Source organism: Bradyrhizobium sp. USDA 3364, assembly GCF_054056355.1.
In genome coordinates, this window is the sequence record NZ_JBSRYG010000002.1 from 2,273,809 (window position 1) to 2,297,565 (window position 23,757).

Genomic DNA, 23,757 nt, shown 5'->3' on the forward strand with positions numbered 1-23,757 from the left:
CCCGAAGAAAAGTTGCGATCTCCTCGACGGTCGTCGGATCGTCGCGAACATCACCCGGTCTCGGAGAACCACCTGCGCAATACGAAGGGCGGCGCTCCCTCCGCCGTGATCACCGCAACGGCAACCTTGCTGGCGCGACGGTTGTCGGCTCCATAGAATGCCACCGTCCCGACCGGGTAGCCGCGAAAGCCTGACTTGCTTTTCTTTTCCAGCCACTTCTGCGGCCGCCAACCAAGTTTCATGGATTTTCTCCAAGTAGCGGCCGGGCCGCAACGTACGATGTCCTGTGGGGTGGCACCGCCTCAAGTGGCCTGTTTCGACGTCAACAGCTTGATAAAATTCCGCTTCGCCTTGTGGCGGGTCATGAGTTCGGCCAGGTAGGCGGAATATTGGGTGGCTCCGTCAAGCCGCCGCATCCGCTTGATCATGGCGTATGCGGCCTCGTAGTTGCCCTGCCCACCCATTCGAACCTTGCGTTCGACCAATTCGGCATAGGCTTTCGACGCCTCCGCCGGGAGGTCCGCTTCGCTCGCTTTGGCAAGTTCCTCCATCACAATTTCACGGCATCCGTGCTTGCCGACAGCCGCCCAGGCGTCCGCCAGCAAGCCCTCCGCCATGAGCACGTGGACAAGAACATCGGGAGCTCCGAACAGATCCCATTCGTCTTGCACGTCAAACTTTTCGGCTCGGGCGCTCAGCGTGGCGATGGCATCGTCACGAACACATATCTTGGCCTTGCGATCGCCAGCGGCGGATTTCAATCGCTGGTACAGGTCGACGCTGGGTTCCTTGTCGAACAGCTTCCAGAGCAGCGCGTTGGCGTCTTCATTTCGTCCGCTGCGCTGAAGGAGATCACAGGTAAAGAGAACTAGAGCTTTGTCGGGCTCATCCTCGAATTTCCACAACCCCTCTTCCGCCCATTTCAGCGCCTCCTGCTCCCGTCCGTTATCGAGACAGACCTGGGCGACATCGAGATAGCGATACGCGGACGATAGATCATTGGCCCGAATGGCGATGATCCCATCGACATCATTGTCTCGTTCGGCAAAGCGCTCCATCATGGCTTGAAGCGCGTATTCTCCGCCGGGCCGGACCTCCGTTCGCCTTTTTGGCCTGGATTTCACCTTCTGCCACGCCTCGGCTGCAAGCCTGCGATATTCGCCGAGTCCAGCCGCGCCGAGGACCCCGGCATAGGTCTCACTCGCACCAAAGAAGAAATCCCAGTCGGAACTGACTTCGCGCTTGAACAACGCTCGTGCCAGCTCGATTGGCTCGGGCTTTGACTGCTCGCAGGCAGCAAGGTGAATTTCGCGGGCGCGTGCGTAGCAAGCACCTCCGCCACCGTCGGAGTCATCGACCTTGGTCAGGGCCTCATCCATTCGCGCGAAGAAATGCTCAAGCAGCTCAAGAACGAGTAAGGCTTTGCCGCCTTCGCGCAGTACCGAGATGCGATCGAGAACGCCGTCAATCCGGCGAGCCCAGTCGCGCATGTCGCGATATTCGATGGTGCCGCGGACCCGGGTCGCGTCGGTGAGGGCCTTCTTGAATTGCGCGACGAGCGTCGCATCGTCGGCCGTGTCGAGCGTGGCCGACAGCTCCAACTCCTCAAGCAGTTTGGGGTCGCGCCCGGCGAGATCGAGAACCAACTCGACAAGACGATCGATACCCTTCGTGCGCAGGTGGTCACGAATCTTGGCAAGCCGGCCCGAGGCCTGCGCCAGCACTCCCGGCTCCAGATCGTTGACGGTCAAGGCGACGGCCGTCAGATGCTTGCAGAAGCCCCAATCGACGAAGGCCTGACAGGTACAATCACCGGAAAAGCTTTTGCCTCGCCCGGTCAGCTCGCAGCGATAGATTTCGGTGCCGGCCACCCGCGCGATCACGCGAGTGTCGTCGATCATCATGACCTCCACCCGGCCATCCGCCTGATAGGCACTGCCGCGAGCGAAGGTTTTGTCACCGGCGATCTCCTGCAACGCCGCAATATCGAATCGGCCGGTCGGAACCACAGCCTTAACGTCGGACGCGGATCGCTTTCGGGCTTGCGCCATGTGCACGGCCTGTCGCGCGAGGGATGTCGATGGCCCGACTATATCCGACCGCGCCGGGTCCAACGAGATGGACGGTGTCCAAATCACAGAGATTGACGATGCGCCCCGGTTCCGCCATCCGTGACGCATGTCTGCACGACCTGAGGGCCGCATCCGCCGATCTGTTCCGCCATCCACCGCTCCTGCTGTTTGTGGCGTCGCGCGGCTTCTCCGAATTCTCCTACCAGATCGCGACGGTTGCGATCGGCTGGCAGGTCTACGCGCTGACCGGCAGCGCGGTTTATCTCGGGATGGTCGGGCTGGTGCAATTCATCCCCAGCGCACTGCTCGTGTTCATCGCCGGCCACGCCGCCGACCGCTACGATCGCCGCCGCGTCGTGCAGGCCTGCCAGCTCATCCAGGGACTGGGGGCCGCCTATCTCGGCTGGCGCAGCCTTGCCGGCGACCTGAATGTGCCCGAGATCTTCACGGTGCTGATTACGTTCGGTGTCGCCAGCGCATTCGGCGACCCGGCCGCCTCGGCGCTGCTGCCGGCCGTGGCGCCGGAGGGCCAGTTGCAGCGCGCCACCGCGCTGTCGACCGGTGCCTGGCAGGCCTCGATCGTCGCCGGTCCCGCGATCGGCGGCGTCGCTTACGCGATCTCTCCGGTGGTCCCCTATGCCGTGATGGCGGCGTTCTGGCTGCTCGCTGCCATCCTCGCCGGCGCGATCCGGCTGGAGCGGCCGGCGGCCGAGCCGGATCCGCCGTCGCTCGGTCAATTGTTCGCCGGCGTCAAATTCGTCCGCGACAATCCGGCAATCCTCGGCACCATCTCGCTCGATCTGTTCGCGGTGCTGCTCGGCGGCGCCAGCGCGCTGCTGCCGATCTATGCCAGCGACATCCTGCATGCCGGGCCGTGGGCGCTCGGCGTGATGCGCGCTGCGCCCGCGGTCGGGGCGCTGGTCATGACCGCGGCGCTGGCGCGGCATCCGATCAAAAAGCATGTCGGCCTGCGCATGTTCCAGGGCGTGATCGCATTCGGCGTTGCGATCTGTGTGTTCGCGCTATCGCGGGAGATCTGGCTTTCGACATTGGCGCTCGCGGCGATGGGTGCGGCCGACACGATCAGCGTCGTGATCCGCGTCTCGCTGGTGCAGCTGGCGACGCCGGACGAGATGCGGGGCCGCGTCGGCGCCGTGAACTATCTGTTCGTCAACGCCTCCAACCAGCTCGGCGAGTTCGAAAGCGGCATCACGGCTGCACTGTTCGGCACGGTGCCGGCGGCCCTGATCGGCGGCATCGGCACGGTTGCGGTGGCGCTGTTCTGGATGTGGTTGTTCCCGGCGCTGCGCAAGGTCCAGCGGCTGGAGTGAGGCAGCGCCCGGATACCGCAGCCCTTGGCCCGGCGGCATAGGAGCCATACCCGACGCGGCAACGCCTGCGCTTGCGGGCCGCACCGCCCTCGCCCTAATCTTTTGTCCACCGCGTCCAACGAGGCGCGGGCAAGACACGACATAACAAGACATAGGGAAGAGACGGGCCATGGCTCAGAAGAGCACCGCGCGCACCACTGCGCGCCCTGCCGAAACTGGAACGTTCGATGCCGTGGTGATCGGCGCAGGCTTCGCCGGCATGTATATGCTGCATCGGCTGCGCGGGCTCGGCTTCACTGCACGGGTCTATGAGGCCGGCGGCGGCGTCGGCGGCACCTGGTACTGGAATCGCTATCCCGGCGCGCGCTGCGACGTCGAGAGCCTGCAATATTCCTTCTCGTTCTCCGAGGAACTCGACCAGGAGTGGAGCTGGTCGGAGAAGTATTCTCCGCAGCCCGAAATTCTCGCCTACGCCAATCATGTCGCCGACCGCTTCGATTTGCGCACCCAGATCGTGTTCGATACCCGCGTCACCGCGGCGACCTTCGACGAGCAGGCGGGCACATGGCGGATCGAGACCGATCGTGGCGACAAGGTCACCGCGAAATTCTGCATCATGGCGGTCGGCTGCCTGTCGGCGCCGAACCGGCCGGCATTCCCGGGCATGGCCGATTTCCGCGGCCCGATCTATCACACCGGCGAATGGCCGCATCAGGGTGTCGATTTCACCGGCCTGCGCGTCGGGGTGATCGGCACCGGCTCGTCCGCGATCCAGTCGATCCCGATCATCGCGCAGCAGGCCTCCGAGCTCACCGTGTTCCAGCGCACCGCGACCTGGTCGGTGCCGGCATGGAACGAGCGGCTGTCGGCGGAGTACCTGAAGGAAGCCAAGGCGCATTACCCGGAGCTGCGCGCGAAAGCCCGCGCGCGCCCGACCGGCTTCTATTTCCAGTTCAACGCCCAGCCCGCCTTGCAGGCGAGCGAGGATGAACGCGAGCGGCTGTACGAGGAGGCCTGGCAACGCGGCGGCCTGCCCTTCCTCGGCGCGTTCGGCGATCTCCTGTTCGAGAAGGCGGCCAACGACACCATTGCCGATTTCGCGCGCGAGAAGATCCGCGGCATCGTCAAGGATCCCGCCACGGCCGAGCTGCTGTGCCCGCAAAACGTGTTCGGCTGCAAGCGCCTCTGCGTCGATACCAATTACTTCGAGACCTACAACCAGCCGCATGTGAAGCTGGTCGACGTCTCGAAGACGCCGATCGAGCGCTTCACGGCCGAGGGAATCGTGGTCGACGGCACCGAATACAGATTCGATGCGATCGTCTCCGCCACCGGCTTCGCCGCCATGACCGGCTCGTTCGACAAGATCGCAATCACCGGTCGCGGCGGGCAGACGCTGGCCGAGAAATGGCGCGCCGGCCCGCGCGCCTATCTCGGTCTCGCCTCCGAGGGCTTTCCGAACCTGTTCATGATCACGGGGCCCGGCAGCCCGTCGGTGCTCGCCAGCATGATCCAGGCCATCGAGCAGCATGTCGACTGGCTGGCAGATTGCATCAGTCACATGCGCGACATCGGCGCCGGCACCATCGAGGCGGTCCGCGACGACGAGGACGCCTGGGTCGCCCATGTCAACGACGTCTCCACGGTCTCGCTGCGCTCGACCTGCAGCTCCTGGTATGTCGGGACCAACATCCCGGGCCGTCCCCGCGTCTTCATGCCCTATATCGGCGGCTTCCCGATCTATGTGCAGAAGTGCAATGAGGTGATGAATTCGGGCTATGACGGCTTCGTGCTGCGGGGCGGGCGCAACGGCAACGCGCCGCCGCAGGTGCGCTTCACCGAGCGCTGGCAGGTGCCGCTCGACATCGAGGTAATATCGCCGGCCGCGATCGCCGCGAAGCGGGTTCCTGTGGTCTGAGCCGCAGCGGTATCCTGCGGCGGAGCGCCCATGATAGTGTCGCGCCGGCTCGCGTTTGGTATCGCGGGCCGCACGGGGGACGATGGCCGACACGGCGTTGCAGGGATTGGTCGAACGGATCGGCGCTGACCATGTCGTGCGCCGGCTTGGCATCGAGGCCGCACACGAAAAGCAGCTGATCGGCCAGGGTACGCTGGTGTTCAATGTCGAGAACTGGCGCCTGGCGCCGCGGATCGTCACGACCGCGCTCAAGCTGGCCGGCCTCCATGGCCGGGCGCGGCGCAACGCCGACCGGGTCGAGGTGCGGCGCAATCTGGTGACGTCGACGCGGCTGCCGGCGGCCTTCGACGGCTTCACCATGCTTCAGCTCAGCGATCTCCACGCCGACATCAGCCAGGACGCGATGCGGCATCTGATGGACATCGTGAGCGACATCGCCTGCGATATCTGCGTTCTCACGGGCGACTACCGCGGCAAGACGTATGGGCCGTTTGAAACGAGCCTCACGTTGATGCGGGATCTGTGCGCACAGATCAAGCTGCCGCTCTACGGCGTCCTCGGCAATCATGACAGCATCCGCATGACGCCAGCGCTGGAGGCGATGGGCATCAGGATGCTGTTCAACGAGCAGAAGCCGATCACGCGCGATGGCGTGACGATCCACCTCGCCGGGATCGACGACGCGCACTTTTACCGCACCGACGACATTGCAAAGGCTGCCGCGGCAATCCCGCGCGATGCATTCTCGATCCTGCTGGCGCATACGCCCGAATCCTACCGCGCGGCGGCGGCCGCCGGCTTCGACCTGATGCTGAGCGGCCATACCCATGGCGGCCAGCTCTGCCTGCCCGGCGGCATCGCGATCAAGCTGGAGGCGCGGTTGCCGCGCCGGATGGGCCGGGGCGCCTGGCGTTTCGGCGAACTCGCCGGCTACACATCGACCGGTGCCGGCACCAGCCTTGCGCCGGTGCGGCTCAATTGCCCGGCCGAGATCACGGTGCATACGCTGCGGCGGCCGGGATAGCCGGTGAGAGCTGCCATCCTGGGCGCGCGTTGCCAAAATATCGAAAACAACCCCATGCAAAGGAGCCGGCGGCTGCCGGACTTTCGCAGGGAAAGGCGTATGGCCGTCAACCATATGCGATCGCCCTGCCGCAAGGACGGAGAGAGGGAGTAGCCGAGGTCCCAATTTCCCGGCTTCTTCGCGCAGCCGCGCAATGCCGCCGCAGACGGAGGGCTCCGTCAAGCCGCCAAAATTTCAGACTGAGCCTTTACCCATGTCAGCCCAGACATGTTCCATGCGCCGCGAGGGCCGCGGCTCCCCAACCGGGGACTACGCCGGCGGACTGGGATCGCTGAACCAGTACCAGGATGCGAGGGCATGGACGCCGACGCCGATCAGGAAGATGCCGGCATAGAGTTCGACGGCGTGGTCCATCGCCAGCAGGCGGGCGCGCAGGACGGCGCCGTGGCCCGGATAGGTCCAGAACCAATGCCCCACGGCGACGATGCCGACGCCGAGCGCGGCGATGGCTCGGCCGGCCGCATTCATCATCCTCACGCGAAGGTCTCCCAACTCGCCCGGCCTGGCCAGGATATCGGGAGAAGCTGACGCCGACCTTACTCGGGAAGATGGAACGTAACCCGGATTTCGCTTCGCTTCATGCGGGCCAATCTCTCCGCGGAGGGTGCTGTCTTCCCCTTCCCCCTGAAAGGGGGAAGGTCGGGACGGGGTCAGCCGCAGGCGATGCTGCAAGCGGAGAAAGCAGATCCCCACCCGCTTTGCTCTGGCGAGCAAAGCGACCTCCCCTTTGCAAGGGGAGGTTTGGAGCAGCGCAGACCGGATTTCTCTCGACTCCATCCGGGCTACGAAGCGTGAATCCCCTCAGCCGTTGCGGAACGCGTAGGCATAGCCGTTGAGCGCCGGCGCGCCGCCGAGATGGGCGTAGAGCACCTTCGATCCGGCCGGGAAGAAGCCCTTCTGCACCAGGTCGATCATGCCCTGCATCGACTTGCCCTCATAGACCGGGTCGGTGATCATGCCTTCGAGCCGCGCGCTGAGGCGGATCGCCTCCTTGGTCTCTTCAGAGGGGACGCCATAGGCTGGATAGGCGTAGTCCTCGATCAGCACGACATCCTCCTCGACGATGTCGCGGCCGAGTTCGACCAGTTTCGCGGTGTTCTGCGCGATCGACAGCACCTGCGCCTTGGTCTGATCCGGCGTGAACGAGCCGTCGATGCCGATAACGTTGCGCGCGCGGCCGTCGGCGGCGAAGCCGACCAGCATGCCGGCATGGGTCGAGCCGGTCACCGTGCAGACGACGATGTAGTCGAACTTGACGCCGAGCTGGCGCTCCTGCGCGCGGACCTCTTCGGCGAAGCCGACATAGCCGAGCCCGCCATATTTGTGCACGGAGGCGCCGGCCGGAATGGCGTAGGGCTTGCCGCCCGCCGCCTTCACCTCCTCGATCGCCTGCTCCCAACTCTTGCGGATGCCGATGTCAAAACCTTCGTCGACCAGGCGCACGTCGGCACCCATCACGCGCGAGAGCAGGATATTGCCGACGCGGTCATAGACCGCGTCCTCATGCGGCACCCAGCTTTCCTGCACCAGCCGGCACTTCATGCCGATCTTGGCCGCGACCGCCGCAACCATGCGGGTGTGATTGGACTGCACGCCGCCGATCGAAACCAGCGTGTCGGCGTTGGAGGCGATCGCGTCGGGGATGATGTATTCGAGCTTGCGCAGCTTGTTGCCGCCATAGGCGAGCCCGGAATTGCAATCCTCGCGCTTGGCATAGAGCTCGACCTTGCCGCCGAGATGCTTCGACAGCCGATCGAGCTTCTCGATGGCGGTCGGCCCGAAGGTGAGCGGATAGCGCGCGAATTTTTCCAGCATGCTGGCGTCCTCGTTGGTGTCCTGAACGGCGGCCAGACCTATCACCCCGGGCACGAAAGGTGCTCTCTAACTCGGGCCGCACAATTGAGGAAGATTGCTGGATTTGACCTGGATGATATGTTTCCTCTCACAAAACTAGCCAATGATGAGAGATTCTTCCATGTCTGCCCGACTCGACCGCATCGACCTCAAGATGTTGAGATTGCTGCAAAAGAACGGCCGGCTCAGCAATGCCGAGCTGGCCGATCAGGTCGGCGTCAGCCCCGCCACCTGCCACCGGCGGACCCAGGCGCTGTTCGACGAGGGCTATCTCAGCGGTGTCCGCGCCATGGTGGCGCCGCGCAAGCTCGGCAAGGGCACGCTGGTCATGGTCGGCGTCGTACTCGACCGCTCGACGCCGGAAAGCTTTGCGAGTTTCGAGCAGGCGGTGGCGAAACTCAAATGCGTGCTCGACTGCCACCTCGTCGCCGGCGACTTCGATTACTTCCTCAAGATCCGTGCCGGCGACGTCGACGACTTCAAGCGCATCCATGGCGACCAGCTGATCGCGCTGCCCGGTGTGCGCCAGACCCGCACCTTCTTCGTCATGAAGGAGGTGGTGGACAATGCGGCGCTGGAGTTTTGAGCCCGACATAACGTGCTGAGCCGTTGGCCGGGCCGGCCGAGAGGAGTAATCCTTTCATCCAGCTTGATGGGTAGCGCAAGCCGGCGCAATCTCTCCCGGAATCCCTCCAGGGCTGCCCGGTCGCGCGCGTTCGCGCGAGGTAACTCGTCCGCAGATGACCATCATGAACGCCACGGCGATGAAACTGGTCGTACCGTTGCTGGCACTCGCCGTCGGCGGCGCCGCGGCGCTCGTCTTCGGCATCCGCCAAACCCAGCAAATCCTGGGCGTGGACGCGCGTCTGATGACAACGGCACCATCCGCGCCCGCGGCTCCCGCGCAAGACCAGGACAAAACCGCGCTGGCAAAGGCGCAAACCGAGGCCGCCGCGCTGGCCAACGCGCTCGCGGGGCCGTCGCCGGTTTTGGGCGGCGACGCGCTGCCGGAATTCGACGTCGTCAACATCGAGCCGACCGGCGAGACCGTTGTCGCGGGTCGGGCGCCGCCTGGCGCGACGGTTGAATTGCTGCGCAACGGCGAGGTGCACGATCGCGCCGTGGCGGACAAGTCCGGCCAGTTCGTCATGGTCCCGCGCCCGCTTCCGCCGGGAAACTACGACCTGACCCTGCGCATCACGCGTGACGGCAAGCAGGTGATTTCCAAGCAGAGCGTGGCAGTGGCGCTCGAGGCCGCGGCAAGGGAACGGCCGATGGTGGCGCTGATGGCGCCGGACAAGCCGGTCCGCCTGCTGTCGCAGCCTGCGGCCGCGGCGCCAACGGCCGGGAAAGTGGCCGTCGAGGCCGTCGAGACCGAACCAGGCGGCAAGCTCCATGTCACCGGTCAGGCAGTTCCCGGCGCGACCGTCAGGCTCTATCTCAACGACAGCCTGATCACATCTGCCACGGCCGACGAGGCAGGGCACCTCTCGGTCACCATCAACAAGGGCGTCGCGGCCGGCGATTATCGCGTCCGGCTCGACGACGTCGACCCCGGCTCCGGCAAGGTCCGCGCGCGCGCCGAGGTCCCGTTCAACGTTCCGGACAGGACGACGACCGCATCGATCCCGGCGGCTGCCACTGCGGCCGCATCGGATGCGGGCTCGCCCTCCGCCGTGGTCGTGCCGAAGATCACGACCACCACCGTTGCCCGCGGCGACAGTCTGTGGCGGATCAGCCAGCGCGCATTCGGCGCCGGGCAGCGCTACGCGGTGATCTATCGGGCAAACCAGCAGCAGATCCGCAATCCCAACCTGATCTATCCCGGCCAGGTCTTCGTCGTGCCGGCACGGTGAGGCCGGCACGCCGCCGGCCGTCACTTGCCCGGGGATTTCAGGAACGCCACGATCCTGGCGCGATCCTCCGCCGAGCGCACGCCGGTATACGGCTTCATGCCGTTGCCCGACACCACGGCTTCGGGGTCCTCGATGAAGCGCAGCAGCGTGCTTTCATCCCAGACGATGTCGGATGATCTCATTGCCTCCGAATAGGGAAAGTTCGCCACCGATCCGGCCTTGCGGCCGACGACATTGTGCAGGTTCGGGCCGACGCGGTTGTCGCCGTCCTTGACGGTGTGGCAGGTGCGGCAGGAATTGTTGAACGCCTGCTCGCCCGACACGCCGGCGTCCTGTCCATGGGACGGCAACAGCGGCAGCGACGTCAGTGCGCATAGCAGGACGATCAATTTTCGGCGCATCGATCACTCCATCGCGAGTGCCATGCCGTCAACGCAGAGGCGGCGTGAAAGGTCCTCTCGCAGCAGGCCCACCATCTGGCGCGGCCGTGCGCGCCGCACTAGATATGCTGCCATGCAACACCCCGCCCTGCAGGATTTCATCGATCGGCACCAACGCCTGTTTGTCCTGACCGGGGCCGGCTGCAGCACCAATTCAGGCATTCCCGATTATCGCGACAGCGACGGCAACTGGAAGCGGACGCGGCCGGTCACCATCCAGGCGTTTCTGGGCGAGGCGGCGACGCGGCAGCGCTACTGGGCGCGCAGCATGGTCGGCTGGCGGCGGTTCGGCCGCGCGGCGCCGAATGGTGCGCATCGCGCACTGGCCAAGCTCGAGCAGCAAGGCCGCTGCGAGTTGTTGCTGACGCAGAATGTCGACCGCCTGCACCAGGCCGCGGGCAGCGAGCGCGTAATCGACCTGCACGGCCGGCTCGACGTGGTCCGCTGTCTCGGCTGCGCCGCGACGATGCCGCGCGAACAGTTCCAGGGCGAATTGGCGCGGCTGAACCCGGCCTGGCTCGCGCTCGATGCCGCCGACGCGCCCGACGGCGACGCCGATCTCGAGCAGGATTTCTCGTCATTCATCGTGCCGGCCTGCGATGCCTGCGGCGGCTTGCTGAAGCCCGACGTGGTGTTCTTCGGCGAGAACGTGCCGCGCGACACCGTTGCGTCAGCCCAAGCGTATCTCGAGCAGGCCGACGCGCTGCTCGTGGTCGGCTCCTCGCTGATGGTCTATTCCGGCTTTCGCTTCGTCCGCATGGCGGAGCAGCGCGGCCTGCCGATCGCCGCCGTCAATCTCGGCCGCACCCGCGCCGACGACCTGCTCACGCTCAAGGTCGAGGACCAGTGCGAAACGGCGCTGTCGTTTTTGCTGTAGGCCGCCAACCTCTCCACGTCATTGCGAGCCAACGGGTCGCGCGAACGCGCGCCCGATGACAGGCTCCGCGAAGCAATCCATCGTGCCGCACACGTTGAAGCATGGATTGCTTCGTCGCTGTCGCTCCTCGCAATGACGAGGCACCAGATAATTGCCTACGCCCGATGGCGCTGCGGCTTGGCCATTGGCAGATTGGCGTTCCAATGCGTCCAGCTGACGCTGGCGAGGCTGCCGCGATCCGTCGCCAGCGGGCGGCGGGTGCGGCGCTCGTACTCGGCAATGCAACGGCCGGACTCGCCGATCTTGCGCTGCAACTCGTCGATCGTCATCTGCGTGGCGCGGCCGCAATTGGCCTTGCCGAGCTGATCGACCTCGATTTCCTTCAGCGCCGCGCGCAGCCGCTTCAGCTGCGCGCGCTGCCAGGCAATGTGACTGTCGCTGTCTGCCGTCATGTGGCCGCCGCCATCTTCGATCGTTGCACGCCATTGGGAACCTCGATGTCGACTTCGAGCATCGAGACGAACTTGCCCCGGTCCATCCGGACCACGACCTTGTCGGGATCGATATCGATATGCTTTGACACCACGCTCAGGATTTCCGAGCGGAGCGTCTCCAGGAGATCGGGCGCACCGGTCCGGCCGCGCTCATGCGAAAGCAGGATCTGCAACCGCTCCCGCGCGACGGGCGCCGATGCACCGCGGCCCCCGAACAGCCGCATTACGTTCATCATGCCGCCCTCCGTCGCAGCAGCCGGTCCATCAGCCCCTTGCGTTGGACCGGCACGGTCATCTCGATCGTCTCGCCCATCAGCCGTCGCACCGCGTCGGTATAGGCCCGCGCCGGCGCGCTGCTTGCAGCGTTCACCGTGACCGGGCAACCGACATTGGAGGCGCGCAGCACGTCCTGGCTTTCCGGGACGATGCCGAGCAGCGGCGTCGCAAGGATTTCGAGGATATCCTCGATCGACAGCATCTCGCCGCGCGCGGCGCGGCCGGCATCATAGCGGGTGACCAGGAGATGCTTCTCGACCCGCTCGCCGCGCTCGGCCCGGACGGTCTTGGAGTCCAGCATGCCGATGATGCGGTCGGAGTCGCGCACCGACGATACTTCCGGATTGGTGACGATGATGGCCTCGTCGGCGTAGCGCATCGCGAGCGTCGCGCCGCGTTCGATGCCGGCCGGGCTGTCGCACAGGATCCAGTCGAACTTGGTCTTGAGGTCGTCGATCACGCGCTTGACGCCCTCTTCGGTCAGCGCGTCCTTGTCGCGGGTCTGCGATGCCGGCAGCAGCCAGAGATTCTCCAGCCGCTTGTCGCGGATCAAGGCCTGCGGCAGCTTGGCGACCCCCTGCACCACATTGATGAGGTCGAACACCACCCGCCGCTCGGCCCCCATCACGAGGTCGAGGTTGCGCAGGCCGACGTCGAAGTCGATGACGACGACGTTCTGGCCCATTTGCGCAAGCGCCGCGCCAAGCGCGGCGGTTGAGGTCGTCTTGCCGACCCCGCCCTTCCCAGACGTCACGACCAATACCTTGGCCATTCTCTCTCTCCTTGTAGTCAGTCGGTCAGTTCAATGGTGTGATGCGCAGCATTTCGCCCTCGAGCCACGCCTGGGCGGGCCGATTGCGCAAGCTGTCGGCGATTTCTTCCGCGGTCTGGTAGTAGCCGTCGATGGCGAGCAGTTCGGCCTCGATCTTCTGGCAGAAGATCCGGGCCGCCGAATTGCCGTTGATGCCGGCCATCGCGCGGCCGCGCAGCGTGCCATAGACATGGATCGAACCGCCGGCGACGATCTCGGCGCCGGAGCCGACCGAACCGAGCACGGTGACGTCGCCCTCGGCGAACACGATCGACTGGCCGGAACGGACCGGGCTTTCCAGCAGCAGCGACGGCGACTTCGCCTTGTCTTTGTCCTTTTCCTTCGGCTGAGGCTTTTGCGGCTCGACATGGGTGATCGCGCAGGCCCGGCCGCCGGTCAGCAGCGGCGGCATGTTGGCGCCGAGCCGGGATTCGTCGACCCCCTCGATGCCGAGGATACGGATGTTCCGCTCACCGAGGCTGCCGACCAGATGCGCAATCGCGGCCTGGCTGAGATCGACCGCCGAGAGGTCGAGCACCACGGGCTTGCCGGTGAAGAAGCCCGGCGACTTCCCCAGCGTCGCGTCGATCTCGGCGAGCCAGGACACCACCGGCACGACCGGCGAGAAAACGAACGCAACATAGGAACGGCCGCGCATGCGGACCTGCTGACGTACGGCCTGTTGTGTTGCGTCCATCGCCCCTGACTCGGTTGTCTTGTCGAATGGTTAACAATCGACCCGCATGGTTAACCGAAGGTTAACGGAGGGGGTGTTTTCACGGATTTGCAGTGGTTCGTCGCGGCCGAGGACCCGGCGCGGAGCCCGGCTTGCGGCTGAGTGAACGCGCTGGCCCTACTCCGCCTTGATGTTGGCCGACTTGACGATCGGCCACCATTTCTCGACCTCGGCGGCCTGATGGTCGCGCAGCGCGGCGGGGCTCAGCCTGGCCGGCGGCGGGATCTCCTGCCCGAGTTCGGCGAAGCGTTGCCGCACGGCGGGTTCGGCAAGCGCAGCCATCACCGCCTTCGACAGAACAGACACGATATCGGCGGGCGTGCCCTTCGGTGCCCAAATGCCGTGCCAATAGGCGATATAGAGACCCGGTAAGCCGGCCTCATCGACCGTCGGAATATCGGATGCCGATGCCAGCCGCGACGGCGCCGTCACCGCAAAGGCCTTCACGGTTCCGCTCTTCACCTGCGGCAGCGAGTTGGAGGCCTGGTCGAACATGATGTCGATATGTCCGGCCATCAGGTCGTTCAGCGCCGGACCGGCGCCGCGATATGGCACGAAGGAGAAGTTCGTGCTCGTCAACTGCTGGAAGAACACGCCGGCAACATGCGCGCCCGATCCCGGCCCCGCGGTGCCCGCGGTCGCCTTGTCGCCATTGGCCTTGAGCCAGGTAATCAGCTCCTTCAGGTTTTTCGCCGGCAGATCGGGCCGGCCGATGATGAGCTGCGGCCCGCTCGCGACCAGCGCGATCGGCGCGAATTCGCGCACGTCATATTGCAGCTGATAGATCGCGCCATTGAGGCAATGCGTGCCCCAATGCCCGATCGTGATCGTGGAGCCGTCGGGTGTCGCACGCGAGGCGCGCAGGCCGGCAACGGTGCCGGAGGCGCCGGTGACATTCTCGATGATGACGGGATGGCCGACCGTATTGCGCATGTATTCGGCGAGAATCCGCGCCAGCACATCGGTCGGCCCGCCGGCGGCGAACGGCACGATCATCGTGATCGGCCGCGCCATGGTTTCGGCGCGCGCGCCGCGCGATGCAAGCGGCAGCGTCGCCGCGCCGAGCGCAAGTTGCAGGAATGGCCGGCGAGGCATGTTGGGCATGCGCGTTCCCCCTCCTGCTGTCATAGAGCCGCTTGCCTAGAAGCTCCAGCCCTTCGACGTGGCCCAGTCCAGCATGAATTGCTCGGTCTCGCGGCCGGCATCGGCAAGCCAGGCGGTGAAGTCGGCGATGGCGCCCGCGCTTTCATTGTCGGCGAGATAGAACGAGCGGTATTCGCGCTTGCGCAGGCCGAGATCGCCGAACGGCAGGCAGAGCTGGCCCGCCATCAGTTCGTCGATCACCAGGAACAGCGGAAACAGCCCGATGCCGATCCGCTCGATCGTCGCCTGGAGCGCGAAGAACATCTGCTCGAACCGCAACGTCTCCTGATCCGCGCTCATCTCGCCGCCGGCCTGGGCGAGCCAGCGCGGCCAGTCATAGGGCTCGGTCAGATAGGTGATCAGCGTGTGATGCCGCAGGTCATCCGGGGTGGCGAGCCGCCCACGCTTCAACAGGTCGACGTGGCAGACCGGCGCGATCAGCTCGGTCATGAAGTGCTGCGACATCCAGCCGACCGGCTCGCCGACATTGCCGCGGATCGCGACGTCGAACGAACGGTCGTTGACGTTGAGCGGCCCGATCGAGGTCAACAGCCGCAACTCGACGTCGGCGCGCATGCGCTGGAACGAGGCGATGCGGCGGATCAGCCAGCGCATCGCGAATGTCGGCGGCGCACTGACGCGCAGCACCGACGGCGAACCGTATTGCTTCATGTCCATCGAGGCGAGCGCGAGGCGATCGAGGATCGCGGTGACCTCGCGATAATAGATCTGCCCGGCCGCGGTCAGCGTCAGCTGCGAGGGCGCGCGGCGAAACAGCTTGACGCCGAACCAGTCCTCGAGAAGCGCGACCTGGCGGCTGACCGCGCCATGGGTCACGAGCAGCTCTTCAGCGGCCTTGGTGAAGCTGACATGCCGCGCGGCCGCCTCGAATGTTCGCACCGCGTTGAGCGGTGGCAACTTTCTCATGATCGTGTCGCGTCTCCGGATGCGTCAGGAGGATAGCGTGGGGGCGTCCGGATTGTCGAGGGCGCGGACGAACTGCGCGCGGTCGAGGTCGCCTTCCCAGCGCGCCACCACCACGGTTGCGACCGCCGTGCCGATGAAGTTGGTCAGCGCACGCGCTTCCGACATGAAGCGGTCGATGCCGAGCAGGAGCGCAATGCTTGCCACGGGCACGTGGCCGATCGAGCCCAAGGTCGCGGCGAGCACGATGAAGCCGCTGCCCGGCACGGCAGCCGCGCCTTTCGACGTCAGCAGGCAGACCACCACGAGACCGATCTGCTGCATCAGCGACATCGGCGTGTCGGTGGCCTGGGCGAGGAACACGGCAGCCATGGTCAGATAGATGCAGGTGCCGTCGAGATTGAAGGTGTAGCCGGTCGGGATCACGAGACCGACGGTGGATTCCGCGCAGCCGGCGGCCTTCATCTTATCGATGAAGCGCGGCATCACCGATTCCGAGCCTGACAGGCCCAGCACCAGCAGCAGCTCTTCGCGGAGGTAACGGATCAGCTTGAAGATGCTGAAGCCCGCGAGGCGCGACACGATGCCGAGCCCGACGATCACGAACAGCACGCAGGTGAGATAGAACACCAGCATGAAATGCGACAGGGCGACGATCGAGCCGACGCCGTATTTACCGATGGTGAAGGCCATGGCGCCGAACGCGCCGATCGGCGCGATCCGCATGATCATGCCGATCAGGATGAACAGGATCTTCGACAGCTTCTCGATCGCCACCAGCACCGGCTTGCCGTTCTCGCCATAGCGTTGCAGGGCGATGCCGAACAGCACGGCGAAGAACAGCACTTGCAGCGTGTCGCCGCTGGTGAACGCGCCGCCTACCGTCGACGGAATCACGTTCATCAGGAAGCCGACCACGGTCTGGTCGTGCGACTGGGTGACGTAGGAGGCGACGAGGCGGGAATCCAGAGACGCTGCCGAGACGTTCATGCCGACGCCCGGGCGCGCCAGGTTGATGACGACGAGGCCGATGATCAACGCCGCGGTCGTTGCGATCTCGAAATACACAAGCGTTTTCACGCCGATCCGTCCGGCCTTGCGCATGTCGCCGAGGCTCGCGATGCCGTGCACCACGGTGAGGAAGACGATCGGCGCGATCGCCATCTTGATCATCTTGATCAAGGCGTCGCCGAGCGGCTTCAGCGCCGCGCCGACGTCGGGCCAGAGATAGCCGACCAGCGCGCCCAGCGTGATGCCGATCAGCACCTGGACATAGAGACGCGCATGCCAGGGCGCAGCGACGGCGTCGAGACGGGCGGCGCCGTCATTGGTGATGGTGGACATGGGCGTCGATCCTCGGAAGTATTGATGTTGGCCGCGCAGGAGGCATCGTCGGCGGACGCATCGATGCAGCAGCGGCGGAACGTTGGCGGGCGAATGCGCGAAGCGCAAACGAGTTAAGCTCAGGCAGCGTGACCTCAGCTCACAGGTCGCGTGAGCTCACCTCACGCTCCGTCAGCATTACTCGGTTGCGAGCGCCTCTGCCTTTGATCGACAAATGCAGGGAAGCCGGCCGTTCAACCGGCGCAAGCTGTGAGGAACGACAATGAGCAGACTTTCGGTGGCAGTGATCGGCGCCGGCATGGGCGGACTGGCTTCCGCCGCGGCGCTGACCCGCGCAGGGCTTGATGTGACGGTGTACGAACAGGCGCAGCGCTTCACGCGGCTCGGCGCCGGCATCCAGATCGGCTGCAACGCGATGAAGGCGATGCGGGCCTGGGATCTCGAGCCGGTGCTGCGCCGCGAGGCGTTCTATCCACGGTCCTGGAACAACAAGGAATACGACACCGGCGACGTCCGCTTCGACATGGTGTTCGGCCCCTCCGCCGAGGAACGCTACGGCGCACCGTATCTCCTGGGCCATCGCGGCGACCTGCATGCGGCGCTCGCCAGCGCGGTGCCTGACACCCTCATCCGTCTCGACCACAGACTGATCGCGATCGAACAGCGCCCCGACCGCTCGGTAGCGCTTGCCTTCGCCAACGGGCACAGCACGACGGTCGACGCCGTGGTCGCCGCCGACGGCGTGCATTCCTTCGTCAAGGAGCGGCTGTTCGGCCGCGACGAGCCGAACTTCACCGGCCGCATCGCCTATCGCACCGTGTTCCCGGCTTCACTACTCAACGGCTATCCGATCGACGACTGCACCAAATGGTGGGGACCAGATCGTCACATCGTCATCTATTACGTCAAGCCCGATCGCAGCGAAGTCTACTTCGTGACCAGCCAGCCGGAGCCCGGTTTCACGGTGGAATCCTGGTCGGCGACCGGAGACGTCAGCGAGTTGCGCAAGGCGTTCGAAGGCTTCCATCCCCAGGTCCGCGCCGTGCTCGAAGCCTGCCCGTCGGTGCACAAATGGGCGCTGGTCGATCGCGACCCGCTGCTACGCTGGAGCGAGGGCAACGTTACGCTGCTCGGCGACGCCTGCCACCCGATGACGCCCTACATGGCGCAGGGCGCGGCGATGGCGATCGAGGATGCGGCGGTGCTGTCGCGCTGTCTCAAGGATGTCGATCGCGACGGCGTCGCTGAGGCCTTCCGCCGCTTCGAGGCGACGCGCAAGCCCAGGACCTCGCGCGTGCAGGCGAGCTCGCGCACCAACACCTGGCTGAAGAACCCGACCGATCCGGACTGGGTCTACGGCTACGACGCCTGGAACACGCCACTCGCCGAGCCGGCGCTGGCCTGACCACAATCGAAATGGAGAAGACGATGACCGACGCAAATCCCCGCGGCGAGAAGTTCGAACGCGGCCTGCAGATCCGCCGCACCGTGCTCGGCGACGCCTATGTCGAGCGATCGCTGAAGGCCGCCGACGATTTCAACTGGCCGATCCAGAAGCTCGCCACCGAATATTGCTGGGACGAGATCTGGAATCGCCCCGACCTCGACAAGCGCAGCCGCAGCCTGCTCAATCTCGGGATGATCGCGGCGCTGAACCGGCCACACGAGCTCAAGGTGCATATCCGCGGCGCGCTCAACAACGGACTGAGCAAGTCGGAGCTGCGCGAGGTGTTTTTGCAGATCGCGGTGTATTGCGGCATGCCCGCAGGGCTCGACAGCTTCCGCATCGCCAAGGACGTGTTCGCGGAGATGGGCCTTGTCGACTGAACCGGCCCCGATCGTAACAGCCGCATGGCAGGGCTTTGACCGGCACGATGTGCCGGGCAAGGCCGGCCGGCTCAGCGTCCGTGTCGGCGGTGCGGAGCGCGGCGCACCCGTGCTGCTCTGTCATTCGATCCTGACCAGCAGCGCGATCTGGCATCACGAGGCACGCGCGCTTGCCGCGCGCGGCCATCGCGTGCTCGCCCTCGACAGCAGGGGTCACGGACAATCCGAGGCGCCGCGCGGCCCCTACACGATGGACGATCTGGTCGCGGATGCGATCGCCGTGCTCGATCATTTCGGGATCGCGCGGGCGCATGTGATCGGCGTCTCCCAGGGCGGCATGACGGCGTTCGGTCTCGGCGTGCGCCATCCCGACCGCCTGCTCAGCCTGTGCGTGATCGCAGCAAGAGCCGATGCGCCGCCGCCGTTCGCCGCCGCATGGGACGGCCGCATCGCGCTGGTGCAAGCGCAGGGCATCGCGCCGCTGGCGGCGCCGACCGCCGAACGCTGGTTCGGCCGCGCCTTCCTCGATGCGCATCCGGCGATCGCTGCGACGCTGCTCGACTGCATCAACGAGACCGACGCGGAAGGCTTCATCGGATCCGCCCGCGCAATCCAGGGCCTCGCCTATCTCGACGGCGTGAAGCAGCTGCAAGTGCCGATGACGATGATCGTCGGCGCCAACGACCAACTGCTGGTGCAGCCGATGACCGAGTTCGCGGCCATGCTCGATTGCCCACTGGCAATCATTCCCGATGCCGGGCACCTGCCCCAGATCGATCACCCCGACGAAGTCGACGCCGTGATCGAACGGCATTTGCGCGAACTCGCGCCGGCAACGTGACGTTGGCCATCCGCCGCCAAGCGCAACTTGGCGGCGTCCTTTCTCGGACGGTGGCGCTGGGATGGCGGAGAGAGTGTCAGTCAATCCCCATTGATATACAAGCTGTTTTTCAATCCAGCGCGCGGCAACCCACGGTCCTCGCTACCAACAATTGGCCATCCCGCACGCGAGCTGCACCAAGCCTCTGCACCATCCTCCGTCGATCTGCGCCCGGCGGCCGACCAGGCCACCTCCAGCGGCGACGCTCGCAAGACGGTAAAGAGCTGATCGCGGCGGCATCGAAGGCATGCCAATGGCAAGTTGTCCGCCCGGCACCGGCGCCCCGAACATATAAGTGGGATTGAGCAGTGCGAGGTCCGCTCGCGCATTCAACGGAGGTTCAGATCGACTTTCAGCGTGGCCTGAAATCTGCCGACCTGGTTTCCTGGCGGCCGCTATCTTGCCGAAAGCGCTTATGCTGGACGATAAGAAACCTCCGCCAGCGGCGCGCCTGGGGGCGCCGCAAGGCTGCCGAAGAGGTCGGGAAGCCAATGTCACCTCCAGAGCCTCGCTATAAAAATTCAGCCCGCCGTGTTGCGCTGACATCACGGTCGGCGCCCATATAGGGGGTCCGAACTCTTGGGTTAAGCGTTTGAGACGGACTCTCGCCGAATGCACTCCTATATTCGACAGAAAAGCGCCCTAGCTCGCTAAAGCCAAAGGCTGTTGCAACTTTGGTGACTGTGGTCAGCTCGCGGTCAGCCGCCAGAAGCATTTTCCTGGCGTGTAGCAACCGCAACATGCGGAGGCGCCGGCAGGGCGGGACGCCATGGATTTCGTTGAACGCCTTGCGCAGGGTGCGCTCACTCACCGTAAGAGTACGACAGATATCTGAAATGGACGGCGGTTGATCGGGACGGCTCAAAGCCAATTTCTCCGCTTGTCCTACCAGATCGCAACAGACCTCTCGCTGCTGCGCTGATTTCATTTCCCGACTGGTCGGGAGCTGATGACGCCAGGACATTCAACCTATCCCATGTGCAAGGCACGCTACTGCGATAGCCTCGACGATGCGCCGGTCGGGACTGACGTAAGCGCCCAGATCAGTCTGTGCATACGCCGTTTGGATGATTGCAAGCTCAACGACGATCGTCCGCCGCATGGTCCCGGATCCTCCTGTTTGCCCGAAACGGATGGAGTTCGTTTTGCGCTCGGCGACCCGTGTTCGGCGAAGTGACTGCATGATGCTGCGCTACCAGCCAGCCTGCCCCGCTCAATAGCAAGGCGGATAGGGATAGTATCCGCAGCGGGGCGCGTAGTAGTACGGATAGGCCGCAGCTCCCGCTACTGCAGCTCCCGCCACGGCTGCCGCTCCCGCATAGGCGGCGCCCCGGTAGAAAGCACCGCGGTAGGCCGTCCGGCGGGCGACGCCGGCAAAGGACAGCGGCGTAAGCGGTCGCCCAATGATATCGATAAAGACCGATGCCGGTCCATCAGCTCCCGCAAGGTCGCCTTCGAGCACATCGACGTCGAAGATCAGCTTGTCGCCTTCGAGCTTGGGCGATTTCAGTACGACGACAGCGTCCGCCACCGATGATCCGTCTTTCCTGAATCCAGAAACGGTGGCGTTCGGAGGATCCTTCGCGAAATTGTCGCTGCCGTTGCCCCAATCCTCAACGATCCGCGTTGTCAGATCGTGACCGGCCGCCCGAACCGGCCGATCGGCAAATACGATCGCATTCGGCGAAACCCCGATCAGCACCAGCTTGCCGTCCTTCAAGCTCGCGCCGCGCGAATTGATGACGAAGAGAGAGGGCACGACTTCCGGCTTGGCCTGGCCGATGGATTTCTCAAGCGGCACATGCGGCTTAGGTTCGGGGGCCGATTGAGCAAAAAGGTTCTGGGGCCAGAACAGCGATCCGGCGGCGCAAACTGCGATCAGAGCTGAACGAAGCGGCATGGTTGTTCTATCCTTTTGAAGTCGGACTCTTTTTCTTCGGTCGGCGCAGACGGCTTTCCAAATTGCCCCGCGCAATTGCGTATCAAAACAGATACCTCCTTCAGGAGCGCGGTCATCTCACTAAGCTTTTCGCGCCAATTCAGGTCTGGCGTCTTGCCATTTCGTGCCAATCATCTGGAATACTTCAGCGGTCGATCGCGCACGGACGTTGCCCACGCTTACGGGCAAGTTGCTGCCGCCTGTAAACGACGGGTTGAACTTTCATCAAACGCGCGAAGGTGCGGCTAAAGCTGCTTGCGTTGGCATACCCGAGGAATATAGCGATATCCGACAGGCGCTTGCTTGAGTCCGCGAGCAAACGGCAAGCGACGTTCAGGCGAACCTCAGCAAGCATTTCACTGTGACTTGTGCCCATGCGGCCGAGATGCCGCTGCAACGTCCGCGAGCTGACCTTCAGCGCGCGGGCGGTACTATCGAGGGTTGCGTCACCCTGTCGCAGCGACGCAACAATTGCCGCGCGGACCGTCCGGTATGAAGGCAGTCGGATAGCTCTCATCGGTCGATGTGAGGCGTTAAGTGCAGGCGCCCCGTCAAGAAAGCATAATGCTTCAAAGCTAGAAGCATTTTCGGCCGGAATCTGGCCATCAGCCGCCAAAGCTTGCGTCAAATGGAAGCAAGTCGGGCGTCTTCCCCGCAATGCCTGGCATTACGCAACAAAGACAAGGCAAGGAAATCAGCGGCCTGCTAGTCTGCGAACGCAGATATTTTTGGGCAGGGACTAATGACCATCATTCCATTGACCCGCTGTCAGTTTCTTATGCCGTTCGCCGACCTTCATTCAGAAATAGGCGGCCCCACCGCATCGCTCCTCACCAAGTTTCAGTTGCCAACGTCTTTGGAAGAAAAAGCGGATCACTACGTGCCGCTGCTGCCGGTCATTCGCTTCGCGACGGCCGCCCAGGAAAAGCAAGGCTTGTCCGAAATTGCCTTTCGGGTAGCCCAGCGGCTCGCATTCAACCATTTGAGCGGAGCCATGCGAACTCGAATCCGGCATGCGCCAACCCTCCTGGTTGCTCTTCAGCAGGCTTGCAAATGGGCGCCGGTCGAGGACACAAATCTCCATCTATGGCTGGAGCCGTGCGGCCAGAGCGTGAAAATTTGCAGCAGGCTCACCGGCACGGAAGGCATTTCCCATCTTGAGATGTCCCACTGGCTACAGAACATTTTCATCGTGCACATCGTCCGTCAGTTCGCTGGAGCGAACTGGTCTCCGAGTGTGATCGCATTTGAAGCACACTATGCGCCCGGCATTGAGGTTCAATCGCATTGGCCGAGTACACGCTTCGTGTCGGGTCAGAAGGCGTCGTGGATTGAAGTACCGTTGCAGTTCTTGAGCCTTGCCAATCCCGTCGATGTCGTTCCGTCGAATTTACCAGAGACGGAGCGGCAGCCTTTCGGCAACGACATCCTCAGCATCCTCAAGCTGACTTTGCCGTCGTATCTTGACGAAGGTGGCCCGACCATAATTCAGGCCGCCGAGATGGTTGCATTGAGCGTCAGGAGTCTGCAGCGGAAACTCTCGCTCGCGGGGCTGACATATTCGGACCTGCTGGAGCAGGTCCGCTTCAACACCGCGATGAAGCTCCTCGACAATTCCCAGAACAAGATCATCGACGTGGCATTCGCATCCGGCTATGCGGATCCTGCCCACTTTACTCGCGCTTTCCGTCGGATATCCGGATGCACCCCGCGAGAGTTTCGAGAGAGGCGGAGAAATGGTGCAAGCGGGCCCGCTTGAACTGTCCCGCTCGTGACGGCTCCTAAGTCATCCAGCTACCTGAAATGGGAGATCAGCCGGCATCGCGCGGCGGGCGGACCACGAATTCGCTAGGTCGTTTTCTCCGAAGGCACATCAAGTGAAATGCGGGGCTCAAAAGATGTATCTTAGCTTCACCTTGTTGGCTGCCGCTTCGGGCGTTTTCTGTTCGCT

At 64.4% G+C, this 23,757-nt stretch carries 25 protein-coding genes; 10 read left to right on the forward strand and 15 right to left on the reverse strand.

What is annotated here, in order from left to right; translation table 11 throughout:
- Positions 1 to 50: 50 nt before the first annotated feature.
- Positions 51 to 242, reverse strand: coding sequence for a hypothetical protein (locus tag ACVILL_RS10540; RefSeq protein WP_456728992.1), 192 nt, complete (start codon positions 240 to 242; stop codon positions 51 to 53).
- Between the two features lie 60 nt (positions 243 to 302).
- A complete protein-coding gene (locus ACVILL_RS10545) occupies positions 303 to 2,051 on the reverse strand; it encodes an SWIM zinc finger family protein (RefSeq protein WP_456728993.1) in 1,749 nt (582 codons plus the stop codon).
- A 98-nt stretch (positions 2,052 to 2,149) separates the two neighbouring features.
- On the opposite strand from ACVILL_RS10545, the gene ACVILL_RS10550 reads away from it, so the two are divergent.
- The 3 genes from ACVILL_RS10550 (at position 2,150) to ACVILL_RS10560 (ending at position 6,345) form a co-directional block, all read left to right on the forward strand.
- Positions 2,150 to 3,403 (forward strand): MFS transporter, encoded by a 1,254-nt coding sequence (locus ACVILL_RS10550; protein WP_456728994.1) that lies wholly within the window; start codon positions 2,150 to 2,152, stop codon positions 3,401 to 3,403.
- Positions 3,404 to 3,572: 169 nt separating this feature from the next.
- Positions 3,573 to 5,321 carry a flavin-containing monooxygenase gene (locus ACVILL_RS10555; protein ID WP_456728995.1) on the forward strand — a complete coding sequence of 583 codons (1,749 nt, stop codon included), beginning with the start codon at positions 3,573 to 3,575 and terminating at the stop codon, positions 5,319 to 5,321.
- An 82-nt stretch (positions 5,322 to 5,403) separates the two neighbouring features.
- Complete coding sequence (locus ACVILL_RS10560; protein WP_456728996.1) at positions 5,404 to 6,345, forward strand: metallophosphoesterase; 942 nt, start codon at positions 5,404 to 5,406, stop codon at positions 6,343 to 6,345.
- A gap of 309 nt (positions 6,346 to 6,654) precedes the next feature.
- Here ACVILL_RS10560 and ACVILL_RS10565 read toward each other — a convergent pair whose 3' ends face one another.
- A complete protein-coding gene (locus ACVILL_RS10565; RefSeq protein ID WP_456734233.1) occupies positions 6,655 to 6,876 on the reverse strand; it encodes a hypothetical protein in 222 nt (73 codons plus the stop codon).
- 330 nt (positions 6,877 to 7,206) lie between these two features.
- Positions 7,207 to 8,220, reverse strand: coding sequence for a 1-aminocyclopropane-1-carboxylate deaminase (locus tag ACVILL_RS10570; RefSeq protein WP_456734234.1), 1,014 nt, complete (start codon positions 8,218 to 8,220; stop codon positions 7,207 to 7,209).
- Between the two features lie 160 nt (positions 8,221 to 8,380).
- Between ACVILL_RS10570 and ACVILL_RS10575 the strand changes: the two genes are divergently transcribed.
- Together ACVILL_RS10575 and ACVILL_RS10580 are read left to right on the forward strand one after the other, a co-directional pair.
- Positions 8,381 to 8,845: an Lrp/AsnC family transcriptional regulator gene (locus tag ACVILL_RS10575; RefSeq protein WP_057021181.1), complete on the forward strand. Its 465-nt coding sequence runs from the start codon at positions 8,381 to 8,383 to the stop codon at positions 8,843 to 8,845.
- A 154-nt stretch (positions 8,846 to 8,999) separates the two neighbouring features.
- Complete coding sequence (locus tag ACVILL_RS10580; RefSeq protein ID WP_456728997.1) at positions 9,000 to 10,115, forward strand: LysM peptidoglycan-binding domain-containing protein; 1,116 nt, start codon at positions 9,000 to 9,002, stop codon at positions 10,113 to 10,115.
- A gap of 20 nt (positions 10,116 to 10,135) precedes the next feature.
- On the opposite strand, the gene ACVILL_RS10585 is transcribed toward ACVILL_RS10580, so the two are convergent.
- Complete coding sequence (locus ACVILL_RS10585; RefSeq protein ID WP_456728998.1) at positions 10,136 to 10,516, reverse strand: c-type cytochrome; 381 nt, start codon at positions 10,514 to 10,516, stop codon at positions 10,136 to 10,138.
- Positions 10,517 to 10,628: 112 nt separating this feature from the next.
- On the opposite strand from ACVILL_RS10585, the gene ACVILL_RS10590 reads away from it, so the two are divergent.
- Complete coding sequence (locus tag ACVILL_RS10590; RefSeq protein ID WP_456728999.1) at positions 10,629 to 11,432, forward strand: NAD-dependent protein deacetylase; 804 nt, start codon at positions 10,629 to 10,631, stop codon at positions 11,430 to 11,432.
- A gap of 155 nt (positions 11,433 to 11,587) precedes the next feature.
- Here the strand turns inward: ACVILL_RS10590 and ACVILL_RS10595 are convergent, their stop codons facing one another.
- From ACVILL_RS10595 to ACVILL_RS10625, 7 genes are all read right to left on the reverse strand, one after another.
- Positions 11,588 to 11,884: a hypothetical protein gene (locus tag ACVILL_RS10595; protein ID WP_456729000.1), complete on the reverse strand. Its 297-nt coding sequence runs from the start codon at positions 11,882 to 11,884 to the stop codon at positions 11,588 to 11,590.
- The gene (gene minE, locus ACVILL_RS10600; protein WP_456734235.1) at positions 11,881 to 12,159 is read right to left on the reverse strand and encodes a cell division topological specificity factor MinE; all 279 of its coding nucleotides are present in this window, start codon (positions 12,157 to 12,159) and stop codon (positions 11,881 to 11,883) included. The genes ACVILL_RS10595 and minE overlap by 4 nt, the downstream gene beginning before the upstream one ends.
- Positions 12,159 to 12,974, reverse strand: coding sequence for a septum site-determining protein MinD (minD, locus tag ACVILL_RS10605; protein ID WP_456729001.1), 816 nt, complete (start codon positions 12,972 to 12,974; stop codon positions 12,159 to 12,161). Before minD ends, minE begins: the two co-directional genes overlap by 1 nt.
- Positions 12,975 to 12,999: 25 nt before the next feature.
- On the reverse strand, positions 13,000 to 13,710 hold the full coding sequence (gene minC / locus ACVILL_RS10610) for a septum site-determining protein MinC (protein WP_456729002.1): 711 nt from the start codon (positions 13,708 to 13,710) through the stop codon (positions 13,000 to 13,002).
- A 156-nt stretch (positions 13,711 to 13,866) separates the two neighbouring features.
- Positions 13,867 to 14,763: a tripartite tricarboxylate transporter substrate-binding protein gene (locus tag ACVILL_RS10615; protein WP_456734236.1), complete on the reverse strand. Its 897-nt coding sequence runs from the start codon at positions 14,761 to 14,763 to the stop codon at positions 13,867 to 13,869.
- A 126-nt stretch (positions 14,764 to 14,889) separates the two neighbouring features.
- Positions 14,890 to 15,819 (reverse strand): LysR substrate-binding domain-containing protein, encoded by a 930-nt coding sequence (locus tag ACVILL_RS10620; RefSeq protein ID WP_456729003.1) that lies wholly within the window; start codon positions 15,817 to 15,819, stop codon positions 14,890 to 14,892.
- 24 nt (positions 15,820 to 15,843) lie between these two features.
- Entirely contained in the window at positions 15,844 to 17,160 is a 1,317-nt protein-coding gene (locus ACVILL_RS10625) for a dicarboxylate/amino acid:cation symporter (RefSeq protein ID WP_456729004.1), read from the reverse strand.
- Between the two features lie 262 nt (positions 17,161 to 17,422).
- On the opposite strand from ACVILL_RS10625, the gene ACVILL_RS10630 reads away from it, so the two are divergent.
- From ACVILL_RS10630 to ACVILL_RS10640, 3 genes are read left to right on the forward strand one after another with little or no spacing between them, the layout of a single operon-like run.
- A complete protein-coding gene (locus ACVILL_RS10630; protein WP_456729005.1) occupies positions 17,423 to 18,565 on the forward strand; it encodes an FAD-dependent monooxygenase in 1,143 nt (380 codons plus the stop codon).
- A 23-nt stretch (positions 18,566 to 18,588) separates the two neighbouring features.
- Positions 18,589 to 18,987 carry a carboxymuconolactone decarboxylase family protein gene (locus ACVILL_RS10635; protein WP_456729006.1) on the forward strand — a complete coding sequence of 133 codons (399 nt, stop codon included), beginning with the start codon at positions 18,589 to 18,591 and terminating at the stop codon, positions 18,985 to 18,987.
- Entirely contained in the window at positions 18,977 to 19,828 is an 852-nt protein-coding gene (locus ACVILL_RS10640; protein WP_456729007.1) for an alpha/beta fold hydrolase, read from the forward strand. Before ACVILL_RS10635 ends, ACVILL_RS10640 begins: the two co-directional genes overlap by 11 nt.
- 550 nt (positions 19,829 to 20,378) lie before the next feature.
- Here the strand turns inward: ACVILL_RS10640 and ACVILL_RS10645 are convergent.
- The 3 genes from ACVILL_RS10645 to ACVILL_RS10655 all read right to left on the reverse strand — a co-directional run bounded on the left by ACVILL_RS10645 (position 20,379) and on the right by ACVILL_RS10655 (position 22,323).
- The gene (locus ACVILL_RS10645; RefSeq protein ID WP_456729008.1) at positions 20,379 to 20,831 is read right to left on the reverse strand and encodes a helix-turn-helix domain-containing protein; all 453 of its coding nucleotides are present in this window, start codon (positions 20,829 to 20,831) and stop codon (positions 20,379 to 20,381) included.
- 249 nt (positions 20,832 to 21,080) lie between these two features.
- Complete coding sequence (locus ACVILL_RS10650; RefSeq protein WP_456729009.1) at positions 21,081 to 21,767, reverse strand: hypothetical protein; 687 nt, start codon at positions 21,765 to 21,767, stop codon at positions 21,081 to 21,083.
- A 184-nt stretch (positions 21,768 to 21,951) separates the two neighbouring features.
- Positions 21,952 to 22,323: a helix-turn-helix domain-containing protein gene (locus tag ACVILL_RS10655; RefSeq protein WP_456734237.1), complete on the reverse strand. Its 372-nt coding sequence runs from the start codon at positions 22,321 to 22,323 to the stop codon at positions 21,952 to 21,954.
- A 225-nt stretch (positions 22,324 to 22,548) separates the two neighbouring features.
- Here ACVILL_RS10655 and ACVILL_RS10660 point away from each other — a divergent pair, with 225 nt between their 5' ends.
- Positions 22,549 to 23,565 (forward strand): helix-turn-helix domain-containing protein, encoded by a 1,017-nt coding sequence (locus tag ACVILL_RS10660; protein ID WP_456729010.1) that lies wholly within the window; start codon positions 22,549 to 22,551, stop codon positions 23,563 to 23,565.
- Positions 23,566 to 23,757: the final 192 nt, after the last annotated feature.

Bases quoted from the DNA above. Each gene is read 5' to 3' on its own strand.
- ACVILL_RS10540 (WP_456728992.1), bottom strand. From the start codon at position 242: ATGAAACTTGGTTGGCGGCCGCAGAAGTGGCTGGAAAAGAAAAGCAAG.
- ACVILL_RS10545 (WP_456728993.1), bottom strand. From the start codon at position 2,051: ATGGCGCAAGCCCGAAAGCGATCCGCGTCCGACGTTAAGGCTGTGGTT.
- ACVILL_RS10550 (WP_456728994.1), top strand. From the start codon at position 2,150: ATGCGCCCCGGTTCCGCCATCCGTGACGCATGTCTGCACGACCTGAGG.
- ACVILL_RS10555 (WP_456728995.1), top strand. From the start codon at position 3,573: ATGGCTCAGAAGAGCACCGCGCGCACCACTGCGCGCCCTGCCGAAACT.
- ACVILL_RS10560 (WP_456728996.1), top strand. From the start codon at position 5,404: ATGGCCGACACGGCGTTGCAGGGATTGGTCGAACGGATCGGCGCTGAC.
- ACVILL_RS10565 (WP_456734233.1), bottom strand. From the start codon at position 6,876: ATGATGAATGCGGCCGGCCGAGCCATCGCCGCGCTCGGCGTCGGCATC.
- ACVILL_RS10570 (WP_456734234.1), bottom strand. From the start codon at position 8,220: ATGCTGGAAAAATTCGCGCGCTATCCGCTCACCTTCGGGCCGACCGCC.
- ACVILL_RS10575 (WP_057021181.1), top strand. From the start codon at position 8,381: ATGTCTGCCCGACTCGACCGCATCGACCTCAAGATGTTGAGATTGCTG.
- ACVILL_RS10580 (WP_456728997.1), top strand. From the start codon at position 9,000: ATGACCATCATGAACGCCACGGCGATGAAACTGGTCGTACCGTTGCTG.
- ACVILL_RS10585 (WP_456728998.1), bottom strand. From the start codon at position 10,516: ATGCGCCGAAAATTGATCGTCCTGCTATGCGCACTGACGTCGCTGCCG.
- ACVILL_RS10590 (WP_456728999.1), top strand. From the start codon at position 10,629: ATGCAACACCCCGCCCTGCAGGATTTCATCGATCGGCACCAACGCCTG.
- ACVILL_RS10595 (WP_456729000.1), bottom strand. From the start codon at position 11,884: ATGACGGCAGACAGCGACAGTCACATTGCCTGGCAGCGCGCGCAGCTG.
- minE (WP_456734235.1), bottom strand. From the start codon at position 12,159: ATGAACGTAATGCGGCTGTTCGGGGGCCGCGGTGCATCGGCGCCCGTC.
- minD (WP_456729001.1), bottom strand. From the start codon at position 12,974: ATGGCCAAGGTATTGGTCGTGACGTCTGGGAAGGGCGGGGTCGGCAAG.
- minC (WP_456729002.1), bottom strand. From the start codon at position 13,710: ATGGACGCAACACAACAGGCCGTACGTCAGCAGGTCCGCATGCGCGGC.
- ACVILL_RS10615 (WP_456734236.1), bottom strand. From the start codon at position 14,763: ATGGCGCGGCCGATCACGATGATCGTGCCGTTCGCCGCCGGCGGGCCG.
- ACVILL_RS10620 (WP_456729003.1), bottom strand. From the start codon at position 15,819: ATGAGAAAGTTGCCACCGCTCAACGCGGTGCGAACATTCGAGGCGGCC.
- ACVILL_RS10625 (WP_456729004.1), bottom strand. From the start codon at position 17,160: ATGTCCACCATCACCAATGACGGCGCCGCCCGTCTCGACGCCGTCGCT.
- ACVILL_RS10630 (WP_456729005.1), top strand. From the start codon at position 17,423: ATGAGCAGACTTTCGGTGGCAGTGATCGGCGCCGGCATGGGCGGACTG.
- ACVILL_RS10635 (WP_456729006.1), top strand. From the start codon at position 18,589: ATGACCGACGCAAATCCCCGCGGCGAGAAGTTCGAACGCGGCCTGCAG.
- ACVILL_RS10645 (WP_456729008.1), bottom strand. From the start codon at position 20,831: ATGTCCTGGCGTCATCAGCTCCCGACCAGTCGGGAAATGAAATCAGCG.
- ACVILL_RS10650 (WP_456729009.1), bottom strand. From the start codon at position 21,767: ATGCCGCTTCGTTCAGCTCTGATCGCAGTTTGCGCCGCCGGATCGCTG.
- ACVILL_RS10655 (WP_456734237.1), bottom strand. From the start codon at position 22,323: ATGAGAGCTATCCGACTGCCTTCATACCGGACGGTCCGCGCGGCAATT.
- ACVILL_RS10660 (WP_456729010.1), top strand. From the start codon at position 22,549: ATGACCATCATTCCATTGACCCGCTGTCAGTTTCTTATGCCGTTCGCC.